At 32.7% G+C, this 21,994-nt stretch carries 17 protein-coding genes; 6 read left to right on the top strand and 11 right to left on the bottom strand.

Going from position 1 to position 21,994, the window contains the following annotated elements; translation table 11 throughout:
- Positions 1 to 44: 44 nt before the first annotated feature.
- The 8 genes from Q0X14_RS06850 to Q0X14_RS06815 form a co-directional block, all read right to left on the bottom strand.
- Positions 45 to 983 (bottom strand): Gfo/Idh/MocA family oxidoreductase, encoded by a 939-nt coding sequence (locus tag Q0X14_RS06850; protein WP_297844285.1) that lies wholly within the window; start codon positions 981 to 983, stop codon positions 45 to 47.
- Positions 984 to 1,826: 843 nt separating this feature from the next.
- Positions 1,827 to 2,687: a hypothetical protein gene (locus tag Q0X14_RS06845; RefSeq protein ID WP_297844282.1), complete on the bottom strand. Its 861-nt coding sequence runs from the start codon at positions 2,685 to 2,687 to the stop codon at positions 1,827 to 1,829.
- A gap of 69 nt (positions 2,688 to 2,756) precedes the next feature.
- Positions 2,757 to 3,908 (bottom strand): hypothetical protein, encoded by a 1,152-nt coding sequence (locus Q0X14_RS06840; protein WP_297844280.1) that lies wholly within the window; start codon positions 3,906 to 3,908, stop codon positions 2,757 to 2,759.
- Between the two features lie 137 nt (positions 3,909 to 4,045).
- The gene (locus tag Q0X14_RS06835; RefSeq protein WP_297844278.1) at positions 4,046 to 5,104 is read right to left on the bottom strand and encodes a sugar-transfer associated ATP-grasp domain-containing protein; all 1,059 of its coding nucleotides are present in this window, start codon (positions 5,102 to 5,104) and stop codon (positions 4,046 to 4,048) included.
- Between the two features lie 21 nt (positions 5,105 to 5,125).
- Positions 5,126 to 6,139: a GNAT family N-acetyltransferase gene (locus Q0X14_RS06830; protein ID WP_297844276.1), complete on the bottom strand. Its 1,014-nt coding sequence runs from the start codon at positions 6,137 to 6,139 to the stop codon at positions 5,126 to 5,128.
- 2 nt (positions 6,140 to 6,141) lie between these two features.
- Complete coding sequence (locus tag Q0X14_RS06825) at positions 6,142 to 7,188, bottom strand: GNAT family N-acetyltransferase (protein WP_297844273.1); 1,047 nt, start codon at positions 7,186 to 7,188, stop codon at positions 6,142 to 6,144.
- 81 nt (positions 7,189 to 7,269) lie between these two features.
- Positions 7,270 to 9,891, bottom strand: a complete 2,622-nt coding sequence (locus Q0X14_RS06820) for a polysaccharide biosynthesis tyrosine autokinase (protein WP_297844270.1) — start codon at positions 9,889 to 9,891, stop codon at positions 7,270 to 7,272.
- A gap of 17 nt (positions 9,892 to 9,908) precedes the next feature.
- Complete coding sequence (locus Q0X14_RS06815; RefSeq protein WP_297844267.1) at positions 9,909 to 10,511, bottom strand: polysaccharide biosynthesis/export family protein; 603 nt, start codon at positions 10,509 to 10,511, stop codon at positions 9,909 to 9,911.
- Positions 10,512 to 10,776: 265 nt separating this feature from the next.
- Here Q0X14_RS06815 and Q0X14_RS06810 point away from each other — a divergent pair, with 265 nt between their 5' ends.
- From Q0X14_RS06810 to Q0X14_RS06795, 4 genes are all read left to right on the top strand, one after another.
- Positions 10,777 to 11,916, top strand: a complete 1,140-nt coding sequence (locus Q0X14_RS06810) for a DegT/DnrJ/EryC1/StrS family aminotransferase (RefSeq protein ID WP_297844265.1) — start codon at positions 10,777 to 10,779, stop codon at positions 11,914 to 11,916.
- Positions 11,917 to 12,077: 161 nt separating this feature from the next.
- Positions 12,078 to 13,520: a sugar transferase gene (locus tag Q0X14_RS06805; RefSeq protein WP_297844262.1), complete on the top strand. Its 1,443-nt coding sequence runs from the start codon at positions 12,078 to 12,080 to the stop codon at positions 13,518 to 13,520.
- Between the two features lie 14 nt (positions 13,521 to 13,534).
- Positions 13,535 to 14,551: a Gfo/Idh/MocA family oxidoreductase gene (locus Q0X14_RS06800; protein WP_297844259.1), complete on the top strand. Its 1,017-nt coding sequence runs from the start codon at positions 13,535 to 13,537 to the stop codon at positions 14,549 to 14,551.
- A 24-nt stretch (positions 14,552 to 14,575) separates the two neighbouring features.
- Positions 14,576 to 15,046, top strand: a complete 471-nt coding sequence (locus tag Q0X14_RS06795; RefSeq protein ID WP_297844256.1) for an acyltransferase — start codon at positions 14,576 to 14,578, stop codon at positions 15,044 to 15,046.
- 8 nt (positions 15,047 to 15,054) lie between these two features.
- On the opposite strand, the gene Q0X14_RS06790 is transcribed toward Q0X14_RS06795, so the two are convergent.
- Both Q0X14_RS06790 and Q0X14_RS06785 read right to left on the bottom strand, forming a co-directional pair.
- Positions 15,055 to 15,234, bottom strand: coding sequence for a hypothetical protein (locus Q0X14_RS06790; protein ID WP_297844253.1), 180 nt, complete (start codon positions 15,232 to 15,234; stop codon positions 15,055 to 15,057).
- 148 nt (positions 15,235 to 15,382) lie between these two features.
- Positions 15,383 to 16,849: an OmpA family protein gene (locus Q0X14_RS06785; protein WP_297844250.1), complete on the bottom strand. Its 1,467-nt coding sequence runs from the start codon at positions 16,847 to 16,849 to the stop codon at positions 15,383 to 15,385.
- Between the two features lie 169 nt (positions 16,850 to 17,018).
- On the opposite strand from Q0X14_RS06785, the gene Q0X14_RS06780 reads away from it, so the two are divergent.
- Positions 17,019 to 18,107 carry an OmpA family protein gene (locus Q0X14_RS06780; RefSeq protein WP_297844247.1) on the top strand — a complete coding sequence of 363 codons (1,089 nt, stop codon included), beginning with the start codon at positions 17,019 to 17,021 and terminating at the stop codon, positions 18,105 to 18,107.
- A gap of 181 nt (positions 18,108 to 18,288) precedes the next feature.
- A complete protein-coding gene (locus Q0X14_RS06775; RefSeq protein ID WP_297844244.1) occupies positions 18,289 to 20,739 on the top strand; it encodes a TonB-dependent receptor in 2,451 nt (816 codons plus the stop codon).
- Positions 20,740 to 20,860: 121 nt separating this feature from the next.
- On the opposite strand, the gene meaB is transcribed toward Q0X14_RS06775, so the two are convergent.
- Positions 20,861 to 21,985: a methylmalonyl Co-A mutase-associated GTPase MeaB gene (meaB, locus tag Q0X14_RS06770; RefSeq protein ID WP_297844240.1), complete on the bottom strand. Its 1,125-nt coding sequence runs from the start codon at positions 21,983 to 21,985 to the stop codon at positions 20,861 to 20,863.
- Positions 21,986 to 21,994 lie beyond the last annotated feature (9 nt).

Genomic DNA, 21,994 nt, shown 5'->3' with positions numbered 1-21,994 from the left:
TAATGTGCTTTTTCCATAACAAAGACTAACAAACTTTGTAATATTTAAAAATTAATTTCATTTCTTATTTTGTAAACAAGTTCGATTGCAGGTCTTGCATCAATAATCCCAAAACCTCGTCCAGCTAAGGTTTCCTGATAAACGACAGTGTGTAAATTAGTAAAACCTTCTGTGAATTCAATTTCTTTATTGTCTATTTTTATTGAGCGATAAGTTGTAACCTGCTTATCAGGATTGTTATCATTAATCTTTTTTATTTCATCAGGCAGATCGTTAAAATTGATTGAAAGAAACCATTTTACATTTGCATATTCAAGCTCCAGTTCTCCTTTTACCGACCTAAGTTTGGAATCAATTACATTGCTATGAACCGGTTTACCGAATAACCAAATGAGTAGATCAAAGAAATGTACGCCAATATTTGTAGCTACTCCCCCTGATTTTTCTTTAATACCTTTCCAGGAATAGTCATACCATATCCCACGGGCTGTTATATAGTTGAGATCTACATTAAACTTGATTTTGTTATTATGTTTTATAGTTTCATCAATCTCTGATTTTAATTTTACCAGCGAAGGATGAACTCTTAGTTGTAAAATTGTAAATACCTTTTTTCCTGATTCCTGCTCGAGCTCCTCAAGTGCATCAAGATTCCATGGATTTAGAACAAGTGGCTTTTCGCAGATTGCATCTGCGCCAACTCTTAACGCAAGTCTTATGTGTGCATCGTGTAAATTGTTTGGTGAACAAATAGAGATATAATCTACCTTCTCAGGTGAATTTGTTCGTCTTAGTTTTTCGAGATGTCTGTCGAATCTTTCAAATTCAGTAAAGAAACTTGCATTTGGAAAATACCGGTCAATTATACCAACGCTATCGTTTGGGTCAATTGCAGCAACCAATCGATTGCCCGTATCTTTAATTGCCTGTAAATGTCGCGGGGCTATATATCCACCCACTCCCGTGATTGCAAAATTTTTCATTAAATGAATAAGATAAATTTATTGATGAAAAGCTAGTTTCAATCATTATGCCGTAAAAATAGTTAAAAAAGTAACAGAAAGTAAGATTTTTATAAATCTTTTATAAGAATTTTTGAATTTCTTCGAAGTTCAGAGAATTTGTCTCAGTAGTGAACAGATTTATTTTATTTAAAGTCATAAATGGCTATAAATTGATTCTGGATTTTTTTCGTTTTTTATTTAGGCTTTAAATGGATACATCAAATCATGTGCTGGATAAGCGAGCCTGGAGGTAATTTTATTGCGGGTTTGGAAGCTTTTTACGAATAATTTTACTCAAGCCGGATTATTTGTTACACAGAGAACCACGGAGAAGAAAAGTAGAGAACCTCGGAGAAAAATTTGTGTCAATCTGTGATTTGAATAATATTTGTGTAGAAATAATATCATCCCTTCAGGGATTTAACATTATCGGCTACTTGAATTGATCTATAAATATTTCATCCCTATTGGGATTTTCGAATAATGTTTTAATTAGACTAGTTTTATCAAATTCGTGATAATTAGTAGCGGAACATCTGTGTTAATCTGTGGTTTAAATTTTCTCTTTGCGTTCCCTGCGGCTTTGCTTGGAAATAATGTCATCCCTATAGGGATTTAATATTATCGGCTACTTGAATTGATCTACAAATATTTCATCCCTATTGGGATTTATAAATAATATTCAAATTAGATTAAGGGTTATCTAATCAGTGATGATCAATTGTAGAAATATCTGTGTTAATCTGTGGTTTAATTTTTCTCTTTGCGTTCTTTGCGACTTTGCGTGAACAAGAAATATAAGCTCAGATCCGGAGACTTGAGTTACGGTTTAATCAACTTTTTCCAAAAAGCAGCAACTTCAGCTGGCAGCGGATTCCAGTATTTACCTTCGTACTTTGTCTTTACATATTCTAGAAATTCAGTGTAGATATTCAGATTGAACTCTTCAAAGTTTTTACCTGAATTTTCAAAATCAATATAATCGGGATGAACATTAACTAATGCCATTCCGTTGTGTTCAGCAATCCAATCAAGTTTATCAATCCAGATTTTGGGGGTTGTTTCTTTCATCAGAACATACGGAGTAAAATCCTGTGGAAGAGTATATGGCAATTCTATGTACCCACCTTCAGGATGTCTCTTATTTTCAACCCAAAAGGGGAATATCGTTCCAACTCCATCCGGTTGTGGTTCGAAAGGATCAGTATCGAAAGTTGACATATCATATTCGATATTAAGTGCTCCAATCCAATCGAGATTATGATGCATAGCAGGTGCTCTGAAACCATTTGTATTCCAGTCCTTAAGATAAGCATTTATTTTAGTCGCTCTTCTAAGAAATTCGGATTCGGATGAAAATAATTTTCCATCGTGATAAAGTCCGTGAACACCATAATCAAAACCATTTTCTCTCAGAGTTTGGAGAATTTCTTTTTCAACTTTATAATCTCTTTCGGGCACAAAGTTAAATGAAGAAACGAATCCGAGTTTCTTTTCAATCTCCAAAAGCTTAATTACACGGTCATAACCTCTTTTGTGTTCAACATCGTGAGTAAGCACTAAAGTAAATTGTTTTCCTTCCGGCCAGCCAGAAAAGTATTCAGGTTTCTTTTCAGAACCTTTTAATGTTGGCCAAATATCTTTATAGGATGGTAGCTTCGAAAAAATAAGTTTTCTTCTCAATTGCAATTGCAATTTTCTTGGAATAAGGGGTTTTATTATGTAAAAGATTTTTTTTAGCATTATCATTCATTATTTAATTACAATACTCTTAAACTGATTTTTAATCAAAGCAAAGAAAGGTTTTATATCCCTAAAATCAAATATCTCAAAAAATCTGGTTCTAAATATTCTTTGAAACAAAAGAGATAGCTCTTTTAGTTTATTATTATTTAATGATTTAATTCTTCTTATTTCATTAGTTTCGCTCATCCACAAGTTTTTTGAAAATTTATATTCTATTTTTTGTGGGGGTAAATTCAATTCAAATCGGTATAACTGTAAGGGTAGATTCAGCTTGTTCAAATATGTTACCGCGAACTGACGGTTAAATCTATTTGGAGTTATTTCGATTATTTTAAATTTATTATCTCTTGGGTCAAGTTTAAATTCAATACTCGCATATCCGACAAGTTTTAATTTTTTAAATATCATTTCGCTTAAATGCTTTAATCTTTCATCATAAATGGGTATTGCAACTGAAGTATTACCAAAGTTTGGGGGGAACTGAGTTAATTTTCTACAGAATCCAACTTCGATTGGTTCTGAGTTATGATCTAAAACAGCAAATGAACAGAAAATCTGGTCTTCACTGCCTGGAATAATTTCCTGAATGAGGTAGTTTGTATCAAACTCTTTTATTTGTTCAACTGCTGACTCCAGGTCATTTCTGCTATAAATTCTGAAAACTTTTTTCTCTTTGAATTTCTCCAACCAATCATTAGTTCTCCACGATGGTTTTATAATTACGGGAAATTCCAAATCTTTAATCTGGTCAAAAGCTTTGGTTATATCATTTATTTTAATTGATTTTGGGATAGGGAGATTATTGAAATTTGCTAAATCAATAAATTCCTCTTTTCTAAGAATTTGTTTAATGGTAATATCTGGTGGTAATGTAAAATAGTAAAGACTTTTTAATTGCTCCCTGTTCGATGAAATAATATTCAGTACAGTATCGCTTGCCAAAAAAAGGACTGGTTTTAGCTTACAATTTTCTCCGAAATTTATCAGAAGATTGATTAGATTTTTTTCATAATCACTTTCATCAAAAAATAATGTTTGTCTTATATATTTAGACTTCCTTATTATTTCCTGATAATTAGCTTTTGATTTTCTGGTACCAAATATCGTATCAACAGGAATATTATTTTTACCGAGCAGTCTGATAATTGGTAATGACATAATATTATTGCAATTTAGTACCAGTGCCGGATTAGTCATAATTATAGCCGAAAAAATTTATATATAATAACTTACTAATAAACCGGATTAGTTTATGATTCTAATGAACCACTTAAAATTACACAAAATAAATAAAATTAATTCCTTACATCATTGGTTTTCAGAAAGTTAATAAAAGAGTCATCAAGTGCTAATGGTTTATCTGGACCTTGGATATATAAATCTGGTCCATTGTTCCCTTCAATAAGGTAATATTTATCATTGGTCAGAATTATATCCCAACCAGCAAATTTTATGTAGGGTGAAATCAAAGTTGATAATTGAATAAAATTGTTTTTAATTTCCTGCCACTTAGGTATTTGAACATCCTTAATTTGAACTTTTGTCTCGGGATGTTCTGTATGACAGACGAATCTCCCATTTTCAAATAATTCAATAGCGGTATCTAATTTACCTGTTTCAATATCAATTGTGGCATAAATGCCTCCGGAGCCGACATTGTCAACCGGAATCGATTTTTTAGTACCAAATCTCATTAATGCATATAAAATTTTTCCCTTAAAAGAGTTAGGATCAGAAAAAGTTGTAATTCTTATGGTATTAGTTGATTCCGCAAAAAATCTTTCTGCAAAATTACCCTGTTTAATAAATCTAACAACTATGTAGTCATCCAGTGAACCGATAAAATCTTTGAGGTAGTTGATATCAATAATAGTTTGGTTAAGCTTATAAAAATTGTGATTTATTTTTTCAATTTTTATTATTCCTTGTCCACTTGTGCCAAATCTTGGCTTCATAATTAAAGTATTATTCTCAAGTAACTCTATAATCAGATCGAGTGAAATCTGAATAAAATTTTTATCAACCGGGTTAATTTTCCCTTTACTAATAAGTGCATAAATTTCTGGTACATTACAATAGTTTTTAAAGAATAGTGAAAAAACAAGTTTATCTCTAAGAAGTCTTCCATAAGGATAGTTTAAATAAGAAAGTTTGATATTCTCGAGGTCGCTAATAAAATCAGAATACTTGTAATTTTTAAAGTCAAAAGGAACCTGTCCTAAGCTATAAAATCCTTTAGAAAGCAATTTTAATTTTTTCAGCGAAAAATTTCTTCTTCCAAATAATTTTTCTTTTTTAAGAAATTCAAAAAGACTAAGAAGGTTAAAAAAGATTTTATAAAACGAAAAATTCATTTATCAAATTACTCTTTAAAATTATTCAAAGTGTTTGAATAATAGCTTCCCTTCAAGAATTAGTAATTTCTCGGGAAAAAGTTTATTAATTTTTCTGAAACAAGAATAAATGAAAGATTGTTTTAAGCATTTATCTTTAGAGTTTGTAACTTCGATTAAATTAGTTCGGTTTGCATTCCAGCTCTCTTTGAAGAATATTAAACCACTTTGCCTTTTATCTGTTCTACCCATATCAAGCGTATCTGCGCGATATTCATTGATTGATTTTTTAATTATTTCCCAGTGAAGAAAATGGTTCGGATAAATGTTTATAAATTTTTTATCCAATGCAGTGTATTCAATAATCACTTCCTTTTTAAATTTTAATACAATAGATGCCGCTACCGGGATTGAGTCTTTTATGACTATTGGCAGTATCATTAAATCTTTTGGAAATAAATTCTTCCATAAACTTATGAAAAACTTATATGGTGCTGGGGGTAATCCTAAGCTTTTGCGAAGTTTACACTCCAGTTTATAAAATGTTTGAAGATCTTTTTCATCTTTACCCAATTTTAAGATAAAGCCATTTTCATTAGATCTTTTTATGAATCTTCTGATTTTTCGATTTAGGAAAGAATTAAACATTTTGTCGACATCGTTCTCCAGCTGAATTCTATGAGAATAATAGTCAGAAACTGATTGATATGGAATTGACAAATTTTCTTCTCGGAAGGTGAATTTAAAACCTTTAACTTTATTAAATAATTGATTTATCTGTAAAATTAAATCCTCAAATATAATATCTTCAGGTAATAGAGGTGTACAATGTGTTGTGAAAGGTAGTGACACGAATTTATTATGATAAATTATGAATGGGATCAGTCCCTTTATAGTTTGATTCTCTGAAATTAAAAGATATCTGCCTTCCTTATTTATCCCATCTGAAATTGCTTTTAACCAGGCAGGATGATGATATATGGTAGCTCTGTTATCGCTTAATATAAAATTAAGAATTCTTTCGTCTTCCAAATTATTTGTAACTGAAAAATTCATTCTCAACCCATATACTTATAAAAAGTATTTCCTATAACCTTAAGAACAGGAAGTGGCAGTTTCCCAAAAATTTTATTATGTATGCCGGTAGTCCTGGTCTCAGGTTGAATGAAACTTTTGGTTCTTATATCATATCGTGTCGTATAAATAATCATCTCATCGGCACCAAAACCAAGTTTATATCTTCGTAATCCTTCGTGATTAGTTTCTGTTCTTCCGAAATCAAATTCTTTAAATCCAAGAGAGGAATACTTTTCAATAGCTTCCCACATCAGCAAATGATTTGCACCTTTTGGTAAACTCTGATTTAAAGAAGCTCCGAATTTATATAAAGCTTTTTCACCGAAAGTGAAAAACATAAGAGAGGCAATTGGCTTCCCATTGAGATAAGCGAAAAACATTGTCCCTTTACTCTGAGATAGTATATGTTTGTAAATATTATCAAAGAATGATTCAGGTTGAGGGGGTAATCCATGTTTTTTTCGTGTTATACACTGTAGCTTGTAAAAGGTTTTTAATGCTGCTTCTGAATTTTCTTCTTTAATGATAATCCCTTCTTTGATGGCACTTTTAATATTTCTTTTTGTATTATCCGATAAGTTTTTCTTTAATTCATTTTTATCAGGGACAAGATTTAAGATGTGTCGTAAGTCAGTTCTGAATTGCCCGGTTTCAAAAGGGAATCTGGTCTCTGAAGTACGAAACTCAATAAATTTCAGATGATTGTTTTCACAATACTCAAAAATTTTTTCTTTAAGTGTTTCGGATTCCTCAATTGAATTAAACAATGGCTCACAGAAATCACTGAAGGGGAGTGAAACAATTCTTTTTCCGGTTAATTTACTTTTAATTTCCATAGCAGGTACTACGGAACAAATCCTGTTATTTCTGATTAAACTGAAATAAACTGGTTTATAATGATAGGTATCTGTCAGAATTCTGGACCATTCAGAAGAATGAAAAAATGAGTAATGATCAAACTTCAGAATTTCAGAATTCCAACCTGTATAATCAGATGGATTTATAATTTTAATTATATAATCGGACAAAATCTATTTTACATTGTTAAAAATTAACCCTACTTAGTCCACAAGCAGGTTTTCAATAATCATTTTTATTAAAGCTCAACATTAATTCTTATGCGTAAGCTGATCTTTAAACTTCAGTTGAAATTCCTGCTTAATCTTTTTTGCATCTTTTGCTTTGCCATTTCCATTTTTGCTTCCATAACCATAACCATAACCATAACGATGCTTATAGTAATAGGAATTTTCTATATCTGCAGCGTTAATTACTAATCCTTTAACACTGATTTTAGCATTTAGCAATTCGGATATTCCCCAGCGAACAGTTTCTAAAAGGGAATGTTCAGGTCTCACCACCACAATTGCATTATGCAAGGAATGTGATAATACCAGAGGATCGACAACTCGGGTTACTGGTGGTGTATCAACAATTATTAAATCATACTGTGTTGTATCAAGTGACCTGAAGAGTAATCTCATTCTGGCTGAATCGAGCAATGTGCCGGAATCAGAGCTTAAGCCACCTGAGGGAATTATATCAATATTCTTTGAAGCTCGGGTATAAATTTTAGGTGGACTATCGTTGAGTAAATAATCCAGTAACCCTTTTGTTTCTTTACTGAGTCCAAACAATCCAGAGAGATCACCTTTTCTTAAATCGCAGTCGATAAGAAGAACTCTTTTGCCTTCTTGCGCTAAAGATGCCGCCAGGTTTGTAGCCACAGTGGTTTTACCCGAATCTTCTTCACAACTGGTTATCATTAACAATTTGGTTTCGGGATTAATGTTCTGGAATAATTTTGTTTTTAGTACACGATAAGTTTCCTTCAATCCATCATCCTGAACAGTGAGTAAAGCAACTTTATGTTCGGGATTATTTTCAACTGCTTTAATAACTTCCTTAGAAAGCTTTGGTATTAAGGAAAGAATTGGAATCTTAAATTCTTCTTCAAGTTCGTCGAGAATGATAAATTTAGATTTTCTCAGTTCAAGTAGAAAAATAATAAGTATTCCGGTAAAACTTCCAAGTAAGATACTTATCATAACAATCATTTGTTTTTTAGGCCACGAAGGTCTGTTCGGCATTTTTGCAAGATCAACTATAGAAATATCCTGCGGACTAGAAAGTTCAGCAACACGCATTGCTTCTCTTTGATCAAGCAGAATAGTAAATATTTTTTCGTAAGTAGCTTTTTGTCTTAAGATTTGTGCAAGCTTATTTTCCTGAGCCGGTAAACTCTGTAATTTAGCTTCATATTTCGACATCATATCATTAATTCTAAGTAACTTTTTTTCTAAAGTATTTATAAGAATTTCATATGCGGTAATAGTATTTTGATTGAAACTGGAGAGTTTTTCTTTTACTACCTGAATTTGCTCATCAATAGCTTTAACATCCGGATGGTTTTCAGTTCTTTTTTGTAGTAATTCAATCCTCTGAAGTTCTAATGTAGAAAGCTGACGCATTAACTCGCTGAAAGCACTATTATCTGCTGTTGTAGTTGGACCTAAATAACTTTGGTCAAAATATCCAGTCTTATTTATTTGGCTCTTTAAGTCAGCAACCCGGTTTTTATAATCGGAAAGCTGTAAGTCTATATTCATTTTTTCTGCTTCAAGCCTGCTAAGATAACCAATTAAGTTTTGTGAACTCGCATCAATGGTCATTATTTGTCCACTGGCTTTAAAGTTACTTAAAATTTCCTCTGCTTCTCGTAATTTATCCTGAATCTCCAAAAGTTGCTTATCAACAGTATTATAACTATAACGAATGGTTTCTTTTTTCTGCTCCATTCGTGCTTCCCGGTATTTATTTACAAAAGTATTAGTAATAACAGTAGCCGCATATGCAGATCTGCTGGAATATCCCAAATTAAAAATATTTGTCTTTCCCAACCTTGAAACTTTAATACCACCAGAAACACCCATTGCTATGCTATTTATATCATTTATTGAGAATATCAGTTCACTTTTTTCCGGCGCCTGATCCCATCGGAATTCTATTTTAACATCTTCATTTATTGGTAGAATAAATATTGCAGCAGTATCACGTTTGATTGTAAAACCGGGTATAGTATCAAGCAGAGAAATTCCATCATACTTAGGTTTTTCAATTGTGCTTTCAGAAATCTTTTTACCACTTAACAAATCAATTAGTTCATATTTATCTACATTCTTTTTTACAATTGAGAAATCACCACTAATCAGATCCTCTGTACGATTGAATTTTATCTTAAACTTTTCAGGTATTCTGAATTTTCTTGAATTTTTTGATATGAATGATGGATCACTCATTTCAACAAAGGTTTTATTTACTTCATAATTTTTATCGTTACTGTTCCATTTAATTTCTTTAACATTTACAAAAAGGTCCAATTCTTTGGCTACTTCTGAAGCAACTTTAAATGTTTTTATCAGTTCAAGCTCGGTTTCGATTTCATCCGTTGATTGCAAACTTAAAAGTGTTGATATGTCTGTTCCTGAGCCTAATCTTCTGTCGTTTGGATTTCCTTCTTTTTTTAAAGTTGCACTTGTTTCATAAATCGGGGTAGCTGTAAAGCTGTAGATTAATGCAGCAACCAGGAAAACGCCTACGGTGGCGAATAATATTTTTTTATTCCTTGCAATTATCTGAAATATTTCAATAAGTGTTTTCTCTCTCTTAGGTACATTTTTGCTGCTGAATCTGAGAGGTATATATTCTTCGTTATTTTTATTCTGTTCCATACTCATTTGACTTTTTATTATCTGATTAGTAATGCTATTACTGTACTAAGGACAGCAATTCCGGAAAATATAATTGCGTATTGAGATGCATCAGCCCAGAAACTTCTTGGTACAAAAATTCTGTCTCCCGAGCGAAGCCCAAAGTCTGCTGCAGTGTTTCCTTTAGCTGTTAATTCTGAAACATTTAATTCAATTTCTTCTTCACCCCTGAGGATATAAATTTCTTTTGAAGCTGCAGCACCTGTAACGCCGCCAGCCAAAGCAAGAATTCCGGTTATTTTTTCAACATCAGTTACATAGTAGTAACCGGGATTTCTCACCTCGCCAAGAATATTAATTCTTAACAACGGCTGAACCGTTAGCTCCGGATTTTTATAAAGTGAATCATACTTTGTTACAATCTGATTTTTGATAAACTTAAAATCACGATTTCTTGTATCAATGTTTCCGATAAATGGTAACTGCAATAAACCATCCTGCTGAATGTAATAATCTCCTGATATATTATCATTAATATTGTAGAAAATTATTCTTACTCCGTCACCCGGGTTAAGAATTTGAGTATATGAATTCGTATTGAATAATATTAAAGCGACAAACACTATAAATAAATTTTTCATAATACTTTCTGAGATGACACTCGATTTGTTGAAAGAATTGTCCAATTATTATGCCTATGTTTTATTGAGTATTTCCTAAAACTTAAATCAAAAATTATTAAAATGAGAATAATATAAAAATATGTGTCAAAGTTGTTAAATATTTGCTATTTATCATCAAGACAATTCTTTTCAATTCAAGTAATTAAACAAAGAAAATTACTTAGCATAATATTTGAAACAATACAAATTTAACTTTTACAATTCATTCATTGAGGAGATAAAAATGCAAGTACCTTTTCTGGATTTAAAAGCTCAGTACAATAGTATTAAAAAAGAAGTTAATGAAGCAATCCAAGAAGTTTTGGATAATACTGCTTACATACTTGGTAATTCTGTTAAAAATTTTGAAAAAGAATTTGCCAAAGCACATAATGTTAAACATTGTGTTGGGTTAAGTTCAGGTACAGACGGAAATCATCTGGCACTATGGGCTTTGGGAATAAAACCGGGAGATGAAGTAATTATTCCTGCAAATACTTTTATCGCAACTGCCTGGGGTGCTACACTATGCGGTGCAAAACCTGTCTTTGTCGATTGTGATTCTGATAGTTATAATATTGATCCAAAGAAAGTTGAGGCAGTTATCTCTCCGCGAACGAAAGCAATAGTAGCGGTTCATCTTTATGGTCAGCCAGCAGATATGGACCCTTTAAGAGAGATTGCCAACGCAAAAAATATTCATCTGGTGGAAGATTGTGCGCAATCTCATCTTGCTGAATATAAAGGAAAGAAAACCGGTGGACTTTCTGAGGCAGCATCTTTCAGTTTTTATCCGGGGAAAAATCTTGGAGCTTATGGGGAAGCAGGTGCAATATGCACAAACGATGATGAGCTTGCAGATTATTTTGTGAAACTTAGAGAGCACGGGCAATCGAAGAAATATTATCATCAGACTTATGGACATAATTACCGAATGGAAGGTATTCAGGGTGCTGTGCTTGGAGTGAAACTTAAATACTTACCCAAGTGGACGGAAGGAAGAAGAGATGTTGCTAAAAAATACCGTGAACATTTGGGAGAATTTGATAAAATAAAACTGCCAACCGAGATGAGCTATGCTAAACATGTCTATCATCTTTATGTAATTCAGGTTCAGGCAGCATCAGATGTAAAGAAAAATTCGGAGTTGAGGGATAAACTAAAAGATTATTTACAGGAAAAGGGAATCGCTACAGGATTACATTATCCTGTTCCACTTCATCTACAGGAATGTTTCAAAGATTTAGGATATAAAGAAGGCGATTTTCCGGAAACTGAAAAGCTTGCATTCACTGGTCTTTCATTGCCAATGTTTCCTGAATTGACTGATGATCAGATTAAATATGTAGCAGACAGTATTAAGGAATTTTTCTTGAAGAATTGATATTTGTCTCAATCAGTTATTGATATTTCTATATTCTCAGTTTGAAACCAATTTTATAGAAAAATAGCTAAAAAATGAACAAATAATAGTACTTTAGTGGCACGATAGTGGCGACCATCAAAACTCAGTGAGGGCATTTTTTAATAAATAGATTTCCACTTATGCAAAAATTACTTAATTACAAAAATGTTTATTCGATTGTTGATACAGTAATTCTGACATTTTCATTTTTCATTTCGGTTTATTTGTTAAGAAACGATTCCTCAAAATCAATCATTGAGTTTTATGCAAGTCATCCGTTTGTAATCCCTCTGATTTTCCTGGTAGTTTCATTTATAATTCTTGTTTTTCAGTATAACGGCTTATATATGATTGATGTGATTCTAAAAAGAACAAATCATTTTGCTGCATTGCTGAAAGCTGTTTATTTCAGTGCTCTTACTATTGTGCTGTTTTCTATGGCATTGGATTTTTATGGACTAACAGACTCAAGATTACTGATTTTTATCTTTTTGTTAATAAGTATTCCTTTGTTTATCTCTATCAGAGTATTTTTATTAAGACAGTTCTACATTGAATTAAGTAAAGCAGGTTTAAGAAAAAATGTTCTGATTGTTGGTGATGGAGAAGCTGGAAAACTTCTGGCTACAAAACTCATTTATGAGAACCCAATTGGATTGAATGTAGTAGGATTTGTAAATGATCAGAAAAAAATAGGTGAGTTCATTATAAATGATCTTAGAAATTTTGGCCGGCTTTCAGATCTTCCTTATCTGATTAAAGAATTAAAAATAGATGAACTGATTGTTGCGATGGATGAAGATGAAGATTATGACAAAGTTTTCAGCACGATTGATTATTGTAAAACTCTCGATGTTAAAGTTAGTATTACTTCTGAAATTTTTGATGTAATAACAGAAAGAATAAAGACAGAGAAGTACATTGATATTCCCGTAATATCTGTAGATCCAAAATACAATGATTCTTTTACTCTTACATTAAAGCGATTTTTCGATATTGCATTTGCAATAATTGGATTGATACTTCTTTCCCCTGTAATGATAACTATTGCAATTCTTGTAAAATTATCATCACCTGGTCCAGTTTTTTATAAACAAAAGCGTATAGGCCTTTACGGAAGAGAATTTGATTTTTATAAATTCAGATCAATGAAACCTGTTGATGGCGAGGATGAAGAACGAAAGAAGAAAATGATTGAGTTTATGAAAAAAGGTCAAACAGGTGGAAAGGATTTGAAGGTTGTTAATGAAGACAGAATTACCTGGATTGGACGATTTATAAGGAAAACTTCTCTTGATGAATTACCACAGCTTTTCAATGTTATTAAAGGAGATATGAGTTTAGTTGGTCCTCGTCCCTGTCTCCCTTATGAATTTGAAAACTATACTGAATGGCAGAAGCGAAGAGTTAATGTAATGCCTGGTTGTACTGGTGTATGGCAGGTTTGGGGAAGAAGTCAGGTTTCTTTCGATGACAGCGTTGTGATGGATATTTATTATATAAACAACATGTCACCCTGGCTTGACTTACAATTAATTTTTCAAACAATTCCTGTTATGCTCTTTTCAAGAGGAGCCAGATAAAAGAAAGGTTTTTTATGAAAGTTGGAATAATCGGACTTGGTTATTGGGGTCCAAATCTTTTAAGAAATTTTTTAGCGCAACCGGATGTTGAAAAAGTAATTGGGTGCGATTTGAATCCAAGCCGGATTAAAGCAAGTAAGCCGAAATTTCCCAATGCATATTTCACAGAAGATTATGACCAAGTATTAAAAGGTGATATTGATTTAGTAGTTATTGCAACTCCGGTAGCAACACATTATCCGCTTGCCAAAACAGCTCTTGAAAATGGTAAACACATCTGGGTCGAAAAACCTTTTACTGCATCTGTAGGTGAAGCTGTTGATTTAATTGAAACTGCCGAAAGAAAAAATCTTAAAATATTTGTTGATCATACATTTATATATAATGGTGCAGTAATTAAATTAAAAGAACTTGTTGATAAAGGTGAGCTTGGTAATATACTCTATTTTGATTCTGAGAGAATTAATCTGGGATTATTCCAAAAAGATGTGAATGTTGTTTGGGATCTTGCACCGCACGACCTTTCAATTATGCTTCATCTAATGAATCATCAAAAACCAAAGGCAATTACAGCAACCGGAATAGCTAATTTCAATGGAATGGAAAATCTTGCGCACATTTGTGTTTACTTCGAGAATAATTGCTTTGCACATTTCCATGTCAATTGGACTTCACCTGTTAAAATTAGAAGGATGATTGTTGGTGGAGATAAGAAAATGGTAGTTTATGATGATATGGAGAACATGGAAAAGATTAAAGTTTATGACAGTGGTATTGATATTAAATCAACAGAAAAAATTCATGAAGCATTAGTGCAGTACAGAATTGGTGATATGTATTCACCAAAAGTAATTCAGGTTGAAGCTCTTGCACTTGCTGCCAGAGAATGTCTAGATGCTATTAAAGAAAACCGTTTACCAAAAACAAATGGCTACGATGGTCTGGAAGTGGTAAAAATTCTTGAAGCAAGTGACAGATCAATAAAAAATATGGGTCAGATTATTGAATTAGCTGATTTAATTTCAGCATAAAAAATATATTGTGAGGTTATTACTGTGGAGAAAAAAAATATCAATAATGTAAAACTTGGGGAAAATGTTAAAATATTCGATTTCGTAAATCTTTATGGTTGTACCATTGGAGATAATACAAAGATTGGAACTTTTGTAGAAATACAGAAGAATGCAACCATAGGTAAAAACTGTAAGATTTCTTCTCACACTTTTATTTGCGAAGGAGTTCACATTGGTGATGGGGTTTTCGTTGGGCACAATGTTACTTTCATCAATGATAAACTTCCTCGTGCAGTAAATCCTGATGGCTCAATGCAAACCGAAGCCGATTGGAAACTTGAAGAAACTTTCGTTAAAAACGGTGCTTCAATTGGTTCATCGGCTACAATTATGTGCGGTGTAACGATAGGAGAGAATGCCATTGTTGGTGCAGGTGCAGTGGTAACTAAGGATGTTCCACCAAATACGGTTGTTGCGGGAGTTCCTGCAAAAGTAATTAAGAAATTAAGTTAGCCGGTTACTCACTTAACGAATAAATACAAAGTCAAACCAACCAACACAAAAAAGTAAAGCACTGAAAGATAGGTCTTAATCATACTTATCTTTAGTGCTTTTTTTCTTCTTAAATCTCTTGCTGAATTTTTACTTACCTCACCAGAGGATGTAAAGTCTGCAATTTTTATTTTTTCAGCTGAAATCATTTTCATACCTGATTTTCGAAAGTTTCAGGAAAAATTATACCACCCTTCGTTATACGAAAATTCAGCGATTTCAGCTTGTATTCCAAATTCAGGTAAAAATTACCTGCAGATTATTCCCCAATTGTCAAATAATCATTTTATAATTTTCTTATTTCTGCAAAACTATTCTGATTCTTCTGTTTTGTTTCCTTCCTTCTTCTGTAAGATTATTCGCAATAGGGAAGTTATCAGCTAAACCATAAATCTCAAATCTCTGTGGATCAAGTCCTTTCGAAACAAGATAATCGTAAACAGCTTTAGCTCTGTCATAAGACATTTTCTTTATATAAGAAGCAGTTCCCTGACTATCCATATGTCCTTCAATTCTCCATCTTGTATTTGGTCTTCCCTTTAAAAATTTAACTAAATCATTTAACTGAGCTGTTGCAGTTTCTTTGAACTTAGCTGAATTTGATTGGAAAAGATCATCAGCGCTGAGAACCATTTCATCAATGGTGATTCCAAGTTCAACTTCATCAGGACAACCATCTTCATCAAGATATCCGTTTATTGTTTCAGGTTCATTAGGGCATTCATCAACTTTATCCGGAATACCATCATTATCATTATCTAAATCAGGGCATCCATCCTGATCCTGAAAACCATCAATATCCTCAGCTTCGTCAGGACATTTATCCATATAATCCGCAATTCCATCACTGTCTTTGTCTGCATCCGGGCAACCATCATCATCTTTAATTCCGTTGAAGTCTTCAGGTATTCCAATACAATCATCTATGTCATCAATAATTCCGTCTCCATCACTGTCAAATTCAGGGCAACCATCTTCATCTTTATAGCCATTAAAAGTTTCGGGAGCTTTTACACATTGATCAACATCATCCGGAATACCATCTCCATCTGAATCTCTTTTAGCAAGGAGATTATATGAAAAACCGAGAGAGATTGACATATAACTGTCTTTACTTGTTGATGCAGAAACATCTTCAAGGTAATCTGTATTGGGAAGGAAATATTCCCCCTGAACATAAAGTGAAATAGCATTACTGATGTTGTAACGCATTCCACCACCGATACCGAGGTTCGAAATTATTCTTTCATACTTACCATCTCTGCTGAAAGCGGCGTTGGTTCCGTCCTCAAGTTGCGGGTCAAAATTAAAATAAGATGCACTGAACATAACATACGGACTTACTATTTCAAATAAATCAAATCCAATGTTTCCGGTAACTCCAAGCTCAAAGAACTTAGTAGAAATTTTGTCGGGTATATTTCTAAGTCCATCATTTGTTGCTATTCTTTGTCGGTTATCCTGTCCATCAACATTACCAAGACCAGCCCGAAGTCCAAAACCCAGATTCATTCCTGTTGCAGGATGAAAATTATATTCAGTAGCAAATCTGAAAACAGAGCTGGAAACTTGTTTTTTATAGTCAGTAAAGCCCTGAGTAAAGCCACCTTCTAAGGAAAGAAGAAATTTGTTTGTTTTAAATTTCAGATCGCTTATTCTTTTGTAATATGCTTCATTTTTAATTTGTGCAGGGGTAATTGTTGAGACAATTACGAAAATTGATGTGCTTAGTAATAAAAAGAAAAATATTTTGTTTTTTTTCATGGCAACAACCTGATTATTAAAATTCCCTTTTGACAAAATTAGTTTATTAATCCACTAACTTCAAAAATAATTGCGAAAAGAAAATCAATTTTCAACACAATCATATTCATATTCAGTCATTTTGATGGCATTTACTTTGCCTCTTTCTATTAAAAAGTTACGAGGAAATATGAAAAAATTATATTTTATTATCGGACTTCTGCTCATAAATATTCAGATGTCTTATTCTCAAACATATTCGGATAAATGGGCATTCGGTATTGGTGCATCCTATCCAAGATTTTTCAGTGTTAGTGGAACTGATTTTTCGGGAAATGAAAATTACGGAGGGTACTTCTCTCTTGAATATTTTTTTAATGAACAGGTAAGTCTCCGTTTATTAAATAACTATTTAAGAATTGAATCGAATTACTATAGATTTCCTGGTGATCAGGTTCAATCTCATTTTCTTAATCAATTCAGTTCAAACCTTGAAGTACTTTATGAATTTCTTCCATGTCGCAGTGTCTCTCCTTATCTTTTATTCGGAGGTGGTGTAACATTTTTCAAAAATGAAAGTTCATTCAATCCTGACCTAGACGACGACTTCTTTGGCTATCAAATGAATTTTGGTGTTGGTGTTAGGTGGGGATTATCAGAATCTTTTGCCTTGAAAACTGAAGCCGTTTACCAGACTGCTTCAAACAATAAAATTGATGGTAATGACAGGTTCAATGAAAACTTTAAAGGTTTCTTTGGTGGAAATGGTGATACATACGGTAGAATTGATTTCGGATTACTATGGTACTTCTCAAAAGGCGATCAATCTGATTTATGTGACAAATGTCCAGATGGAATAAGAGAGATTTATTATCGTGATTCTATCATCATTAAAGAACCTTATGAAGTTATTAAATATCAGAAAGACACTGTAAGAGTAAAAGAACCTTTATTATTTAATGTTCATTTCGATTTTGATAAATATACACTACGACCTGAATCATATCCGATTCTTGATCAGGCAGTAAAGACATTAAATGAATTTAAGGATGTTCAGGTTGTGATCTCCGGACATACAGATAGCTTTGGTTCAGATGAATACAATGAAAAACTTTCGCAGAGAAGAGTCGAGACTGTATATAATTATCTCATCAGTAAAGGTGTAAATCCAAACAGAATAAGCAGAAGCTGGTTTGGAGAAAAACAACCGATTCGATCAAATGACAGCGATATCAACAGGGCATTCAACCGAAGAGTTGAAATAAAAATTTCAAATTAAATTAGTGCTTTATTAGTAATAAGCAGTTCATCTTAAAAGGTGAACTGCTTTTTTTATGATTAATTGCCACATCAGTTTGCACCATTTTTTGTATTTTCACATCTTATTTCAGGCAAATTTGAATTAAAAGTTAAACCTGAGTGTTTACTTTATTGTCAAATCAAAAAATTGAGAGAGGATTATGTTCAATAAATATTTGCTAATAGCGTTCCTGATTTTTGCCAATATTGGCTTTGCTCAAAATCGTCAGGGAAATTTTCAGGGAATGCAGTTAAACGGAAAAATAACCGGGAAAATTATTGATGCACAAACTAAACAAATAATAGAGTATTGTAATGTTGTTCTGTTCAGCTATCGTGATTCTGCAATGGTAAATGGAACAATTACAGATAAAGAAGGCAAATTTACTTTAAGCAATTTAAGACCCGGATTTTATTTCCTGCGAGCTTCGTACATTGGTTATGATAATCGGACAATAGATTCTATTCGCATTACGCCTAACAAACCAGAAATAGATTTGGGAGTTATTGCTCTTGATGAAAAGACGATTGAACTTTCGAATGTTGTGGTTACAGGTGAGAAGGAAGTGATCATTAATAATCTCGATAAGAAAGTTATCAATGTAGAGAAAGATTTAACTAACCTCGGAGGAACTGCTGTAGATGTTGTTCAGAATATTCCGTCGGTTACTGTTGATGCAGATGGAAATGTAAGTTACCGTGGAAATCAGAATGTAAGAATATTAATTGATGGAAAGCCCAGCGAGTTACTTGGATTGGGAAGCGGAGATGTTTTATCTAATATCCCTGCAAGCCAGATTGAATCTATTGAATTAGTTACTAATCCTTCGGCTCGTTATGACCCCGAAGGTACCGGAGGCATTCTGAATATTGTTCTTAAGAAAAGAATAAACGGTGGTTTGAACGGAACTATAAGTCTTACCGGCGGTACTAAAGAAAATTTTAACGGCTCCTTGAATTTCAATTATAAATTTCCTGATATAAATTTTTTCTTTTCGATTGATTCCAGAATCAGAAATTCTGATAACAGCGGAAGTTCATTCAGAACCAATAATATTAATAATGTTACTTCATATCTTGATCAGTTCAATGATGGTACATTTAATCATTTTGGTCATAACTTTACTGCGGGAATTGATGTAACACCTGATAACTATAATACATTTACTTTTTCAACTCGTTACAGAAAATTCGGATTTGATAATCAGAGTCTGATTAAAACAACAAATCTTAATTCCGCTAATGCTGTAACAAGATATTTTGAGCGAAGCGGTGATGCAGTTCGTAGAATGAATGCTATGCAGTATACCTTAAGTTATAAAAGAACTTTTGATACAAAAGGAGCGGAGTTTACAACCGATATTATTTTTGGTGATTTTAAAATGACGAGAGATGAAGATATCGTTCAAAAGAATTTCACAACCGATTTTATCCCAACCGGTGAAGAATTTTTTGAAAAAGGATTGTCGGACAATAAGAGTACACGCTGGACATTTCAATCGAATTATATAAATCCTATTGAGGGATTTGGCAGAATTGAAACGGGGTTCGAAATTAACCTTAAAAATTTTAATTCAAAAAATGATTATCTCAATCTTAATAATATTACAGGAGATTGGTCAGAGGATTTAACAAGAAAGACCGATTTTGATTATAAGGAAAATATTTATGCCGTTTACGGGATTTATTCAAATAATATTGATGAATTCAAATACCAGTTTGGTCTTAGAGCAGAACAGGCAGATGTTAAAGGAAATGAAAATCTTTCAAATTCATCATTCACTAATGATTATTTTGCATTATATCCTACTGTTCATCTTGTTCAGGGATTGCCTTCACAACAGGAAATTCAATTGAGTTACAGCAGAAGAGTTGAAAGACCAAATAACCGTAGATTAAATCCTTATGTTGACCGATCGGATTCTTTAAATATTTATTATGGAAATCCGGAACTTAAACCTGAATTTACAAATTCTCTCGAATTAGGTTACTCAAAACTGTTTAACAAAACTGCTCTAACATCTTCAATTTTTTACAGAACAACTCAGGATGCAATAACGGAGTACACTATTGTAAATGAAAACGGTATAACAGAGCGAACCTGGGAAAATCTTGCTAAAAATATTTCGTACGGACTTGAGTTGACATTCAGTTCACCTCTTTTTGACTGGTTCAGAACTAATACGAGTTTTACATATTTTAATAATGAATTTGATGGGCTGGGTATATTAAATTCTGATAATAGCTGGATGGCAAAAATGAATAATACTTTCTCCATAAGTAAAGATTTTAATCTGCAGATCAATCTGAATTACGATGGACCCAGAGTAATGGCACAGACTAAGATGAAAGAACAATTTGTCACCGATTTTGCTGTTAGAAAGGATTTTCTGGACGGACAACTTTCCGTATCATTCCGGCTAAGCGATGTTTTTAATACAAGAAAATGGGAAAGCGAAACTTTCGGCCAGAATTTTATAACTTCTTCTTACAGAAAATTTGATACAAGAATTGCATATCTGGGAATAACATACAGATTATCTCCATCCAATAACAATAAGGATAGAGAACGGAGACGACCACAGGATGAAGAAGGAATGGATGAGTTTTAATTTATAAGAGACTTCTGAAAAAAAAGTCTGACATGTACACTGAATTTTTTTCAGCATCTTATATTTGTTTTGGAATGAATTTAAAGTGATAATTTTATTTAAATTAAATTTTTGAAAGGGTTCATTTCGAACCCTTTTTTGTTTTATAAATGTTAAGAAGTTTTTCAGCGGCCAAGGTAGGAGTTAGTTGTCCTTTAAGGATTTCGTCCTTTACTTTACTAATTATCTTTTTAATGTTTTCATCATTATAAAAATCATCGATAAGTTTATTCTCTACCATTTTAAAAGCCCATTCAACAATCTGATTACTTCTTCGTTCTTCAAATGTTCCGTTGGATTTTGTTAGCTTTTCAAATTTTAAAATAACATTCCATAATTCATGAATTCCTTTTCCGGTTAAAGCAGAACCGGTGTATGCTTTGGGCTGCCAACCTTTTGTAGCTGGTTGAAGATAATGAAGAGCATTATTATAATCTGTTTGAGCAATCAAAGCTCTTTTTTCATTATCACCATCAGCTTTATTTATGAAAATCGCATCGCATAATTCCATTACACCTCTTTTTATTCCCTGAAGCTCATCACCTGCACCGGCAATCAAAACGAGTAAAAAGAAATCTACCATCGAACGAACTGTAACTTCACTCTGACCAACTCCGACAGTTTCAATAAGAACAACATCAAATCCTGCAGCTTCTACTATAGTAATTGTTTCCCGGGTTTTTCTTGCTACACCTCCAAGTTCACCACCTGATGGCGAAGGACGAATAAAACAATTTTCTTCTTTTGAAAGTTTTTCCATTCTTGTTTTATCGCCCAGAATACTTCCTTTTGTTACTGTACTGCTTGGATCAACAGTAAGCACAGCAACTTTATGACCTTGACCTATCAGAAACATTCCGAGAGTTTCAATTAAAGTACTTTTGCCCGCACCGGGAACACCGGTGATTCCAATTCGTAATGATTTACCTGAGTAGGGAAGAAGTTTCTTAAGGACTTCCTGTGCAGTATCGTGATGAACCGGATTGTTGCTTTCAATTAATGTTATGGTTCGTGCCAGAATATTTCTATCAAAATTCAAAACACCATTAACATAATCATCAACGGAAAGATGTTTGCGTTTGGATGAAGATAATTTATTAATATTCTCTGTATGCTCAACACCTTTAACAACTCTTACTGCGAATTCATCACCAGCATTTTCTGGAGTCCAATCAGGTTTGTAAGAATTTGGTTTTTGTTTTTTCATATATGCAAT

The sequence above is a fragment of the Ignavibacterium sp. genome, assembly GCF_025998815.1.
Classification (GTDB): domain Bacteria; phylum Bacteroidota; class Ignavibacteria; order Ignavibacteriales; family Ignavibacteriaceae; genus Ignavibacterium.
Note: the sequence above shows the minus strand (reverse complement) of the source record. Positions and strands in the feature narration are given on the sequence as shown.

What these genes read in the sequence shown, in the direction of transcription:
- Q0X14_RS06850 (WP_297844285.1), bottom strand. Translation starts at nt 983, where the DNA reads ATGAAAAATTTTGCAATCACGGGAGTGGGTGGATATATAGCCCCGCGA.
- Q0X14_RS06840 (WP_297844280.1), bottom strand. Translation starts at nt 3,908, where the DNA reads ATGTCATTACCAATTATCAGACTGCTCGGTAAAAATAATATTCCTGTT.
- Q0X14_RS06835 (WP_297844278.1), bottom strand. Translation starts at nt 5,104, where the DNA reads ATGAATTTTTCGTTTTATAAAATCTTTTTTAACCTTCTTAGTCTTTTT.
- Q0X14_RS06830 (WP_297844276.1), bottom strand. Translation starts at nt 6,139, where the DNA reads ATGAATTTTTCAGTTACAAATAATTTGGAAGACGAAAGAATTCTTAAT.
- Q0X14_RS06820 (WP_297844270.1), bottom strand. Translation starts at nt 9,891, where the DNA reads ATGGAACAGAATAAAAATAACGAAGAATATATACCTCTCAGATTCAGC.
- Q0X14_RS06815 (WP_297844267.1), bottom strand. Translation starts at nt 10,511, where the DNA reads ATGAAAAATTTATTTATAGTGTTTGTCGCTTTAATATTATTCAATACG.
- Q0X14_RS06810 (WP_297844265.1), top strand. Translation starts at nt 10,777, where the DNA reads ATGCAAGTACCTTTTCTGGATTTAAAAGCTCAGTACAATAGTATTAAA.
- Q0X14_RS06805 (WP_297844262.1), top strand. Translation starts at nt 12,078, where the DNA reads ATGCAAAAATTACTTAATTACAAAAATGTTTATTCGATTGTTGATACA.
- Q0X14_RS06800 (WP_297844259.1), top strand. Translation starts at nt 13,535, where the DNA reads ATGAAAGTTGGAATAATCGGACTTGGTTATTGGGGTCCAAATCTTTTA.
- Q0X14_RS06790 (WP_297844253.1), bottom strand. Translation starts at nt 15,234, where the DNA reads ATGATTTCAGCTGAAAAAATAAAAATTGCAGACTTTACATCCTCTGGT.
- Q0X14_RS06785 (WP_297844250.1), bottom strand. Translation starts at nt 16,849, where the DNA reads ATGAAAAAAAACAAAATATTTTTCTTTTTATTACTAAGCACATCAATT.
- Q0X14_RS06780 (WP_297844247.1), top strand. Translation starts at nt 17,019, where the DNA reads ATGAAAAAATTATATTTTATTATCGGACTTCTGCTCATAAATATTCAG.
- Q0X14_RS06775 (WP_297844244.1), top strand. Translation starts at nt 18,289, where the DNA reads ATGTTCAATAAATATTTGCTAATAGCGTTCCTGATTTTTGCCAATATT.
- meaB (WP_297844240.1), bottom strand. Translation starts at nt 21,985, where the DNA reads ATGAAAAAACAAAAACCAAATTCTTACAAACCTGATTGGACTCCAGAA.